Genomic DNA, 2,311 nt, shown 5'->3' with positions numbered 1-2,311 from the left:
CGTGAAGTAGGCCGCCGGCGAGGTGCCTCTGGGTGAGGTCCTTTTCCGGCGGCCCCTTCCCGAACCGGGCTTGCGGCTTTCACCGCACCCGGCTCTCCAGTGATCCATTCCGCGAGGAGCCCGTTCCGTGGCCGTGGATCTTGTTGTGGCAGGAGACGCATACAACAAGTGTCTTTCGTCTCCGGGTTGCCATGAGTTCGATCCAAAAGGATTTCTCCTTCCTCCCCGGCTGGTTGAGGTCGGCGAGTTTGCGAACGTGGTGGACTTGTAGCCCATACCCCGCCCCGCATACCTCGCATTCCCTGGCCAGGAGCCTCTTTACCAGCTCGGTCCTGCCGGGGTGGGCCCTGTGGATCCTGTCCTCGGCACTCACGGTGCGTTGCCGTCTGAGCGGGGTTTCTCCAAACTTGGCCATAAGGGGCGGTTTGCCATCCCTAGGGACCTCCACCATGAAGCATCTGCGCTCCCCATACGGCGTGGCGATGGTCCGTTTGTACTTCCTGGACATCTTCGTCGTAGTGGAGCTGTGCTTGCTGGCGAGGGTCCTTAGCATAGAGCATTCCATGACCCATTGCAGCCTGCTGAGGGCCCCAACGTTCTGGGCCATCAGGTAGTACTGGATCACCCCACGGAGTTCAGCTCCGTAGTTCCCCACGATCGAGAAGTCCGAGTCGTGGATACGAAGGCCCAGCTCCGCGGGCTTCCCCTTCCTCATGTAGCTTGCGCATCGTTTCCGAATTACGTCCCTCGGCACGTATAGCCCGATCTTGCCGTTGGTGGCCCTGCGACCACCGCTGATCTTGCAATCGGCTCGTTGTGCACGTACCTCGTAGCCTAGGAACCTCGCCGCCTGGCTGGAGGCGTGGGTGATCAGAGTCTTCTGCTCGGATAGTTCCAGCCTGAGTTCATCACGCAAGAACTCCCCGATCCTGGCCTTGATCTCCTCGGCTTCACGCTTAGGTCCGCTAAACCCGAGAAGGAAGTCGTCGGCGTACCGCACATACCGGAGTCTCCGGTAGTCGGGATCATCCGGGTCGACTCCCGGCATCGTGCGCATCTCTCGCTTCAGTTCCCTGATGCGGTCCACGTCATGAGCCCTGCGCGCCTTCTGCAACTCGCCCCTCAGTTTTTCATAGGGGCGGTGGCGGGCTCGGCGCGCTCCTCGGGTGTATTCCGGAATGAGCTCCTTTTCAACGAACTGGTCGAAACGGTCCAGGTAGATGTTGGACAGAAGTGGAGAGACGGGCCCTCCTTGTGGCGCCCCACTGTGCGTAGGGTGCAATCTCCAGTCCGCCAGGTACCCAGCCTTGAGCATCCGTTTCAGCAGCTGTAGGAAACGTCCATCGTGGATTTTCTCAGCCAACGTCGAGAGCATGATCTCGTGATCGAGGCTCCCGAAGAAGTCCGCGAGGTCGCCTTCGATGAACCAACTCGTCCCCGTCCATTTGTGGGCCACCTCTGAAAGCGCCGTATGGCACCCCCGAGAGGCCCTGAATCCGTGGGAGCGGTCAGAGAACTGGGCGTCGTAGTACGCGTCCAAAAGGAGGCGCACCACCTCCGCGACCAGCTTATCGGACCAGGTTGGCACGCCGAGCGGCCTAGTGCGGCCGTTCGGTTTGGGAATCTCAACCCGCCTCACTGGCTTCCACCGGTAGGTCTCCGAGCGAATCCGCCCGATGATCCCATCGATTTTCTCCAGTGACATGCCGTCCACGGTTTCTGGGGTGACCCCGGGCGTCATGGATCCCGCGTTCGCGTAGATCCTCCCGTAGGCAATGAGGAAGAGTTGCCTGTTGAATAGGTGCCGATAGAGCCTCTCTAGCGGCAGGGCGCGCCTGCCGCGTTCACGGATGACATTCAGCACGGTTTCAGCGTCTTGCATTGCGCAGACCTCCCCGGCTTTCGTGTCGAATCACCTGTGCCCCTTCGCCCTGCGGCTGGCTTTCCCAGCCCCCTTGGCAGGTCGTAACTCCTGCGACTACTACGGGCACTCCGTCGCCATAGGGCTCGCGCCCCGTAGGCGATCCCACGGTACGTCTCTGTTGCACGTGTCGAGCGCGACTTAGGTCGCCCGTTCGTCCCCTTGATCGTCTTCGTTAGACGACGTTCTGCCCTGCGAAGGTTGCGGAGGCAACGGAGGCGTACCCCCGCACAGTGCAGCACTGGTGACAGGCGCCATTCCAGCAGGAGTCTTCTTGCACCAACTGGGAACTGGGCTTCAAGCAATCCAGCCTTGACCATATCGCGCGGGTCTCGCACCGCCACGCCGTGAGCGCCTGCGGGCGCGCGGTACTTTCCCGACATGCTACTT

Annotated in this window: 1 protein-coding gene; it reads right to left on the bottom strand. The window is 61.3% G+C overall.

The genetic code is table 11. The annotated features are described in order from the left end of the window. Positions 1 to 79: 79 nt before the first annotated feature. Positions 80 to 1,882 (bottom strand): reverse transcriptase domain-containing protein, encoded by a 1,803-nt coding sequence (locus tag ACFXHB_RS44680; RefSeq protein WP_380582962.1) that lies wholly within the window; start codon positions 1,880 to 1,882, stop codon positions 80 to 82. Positions 1,883 to 2,311: the final 429 nt, after the last annotated feature.

This window comes from Kitasatospora sp. NPDC059327 (assembly GCF_042752535.1).
Lineage (GTDB): Bacteria > Actinomycetota > Actinomycetes > Streptomycetales > Streptomycetaceae > Kitasatospora.
The sequence above is the reverse complement of the archived record's forward strand: the minus strand, read 5'-3'. Positions and strand labels throughout refer to the sequence as shown.

Coding starts and splice junctions, on each gene's coding strand:
- ACFXHB_RS44680 (WP_380582962.1), bottom strand. CDS start 1,882: ATGCAAGACGCTGAAACCGTGCTGAATGTCATCCGTGAACGCGGCAGG.